The organism is Bradyrhizobium sp. NBAIM03, from assembly GCF_020194055.1.
In the GTDB taxonomy this organism is placed as follows: Bacteria; Pseudomonadota; Alphaproteobacteria; order Rhizobiales; family Xanthobacteraceae; genus Bradyrhizobium; species Bradyrhizobium yuanmingense.
Genome location: NZ_JADYVS010000221.1, coordinates 1 through 410 on the forward strand (window position 1 = coordinate 1; position 410 = coordinate 410).

The window sequence follows — 410 nt, forward strand, 5'->3', positions numbered from 1 at the left end:
ACCTAAGTCTACGCAGATCATATCCATCGCCACGCGCCCGACAATCGGCACTTCGCGACCGTTCACCAGCACTGGCGTACCGGACGGCGCGGCGCGCGGATAACCATCGCCATAGCCCATCGCGACTACGCCAAGACGAGTATCACGTTCGCTTACCCAGGTTCCACCATAACCGACAGGCTCTCCGGCTTTATGCTCACGCACGGCAATCAGGCTGGAGGTTAGCGACATCACTGGCTGACAGCCAAAATCGGCACCGGTGGAGCGATCTTCCAGCGGAGATACGCCGTAAAGAATGATGCCCGGGCGCACCCAGTCAAAATGCGACTGTGGCCAGAGTAAAATGCCACCAGACGCGGCAATGGAACGTTGACCAGGCTTGCCTTCGCAAAAGGTATTAAAGATAGCGA

The 410-nt window shown here is 57.6% G+C and carries 1 protein-coding gene; it reads right to left on the reverse strand.

Annotation, left to right across the window (positions count from 1 at the left end; genetic code table 11):
* Positions 1–410, reverse strand: a 410-nt coding sequence (alr, locus tag I6F21_RS38195; RefSeq protein WP_225184444.1) for an alanine racemase, incomplete at both ends; no start/stop codon positions are given.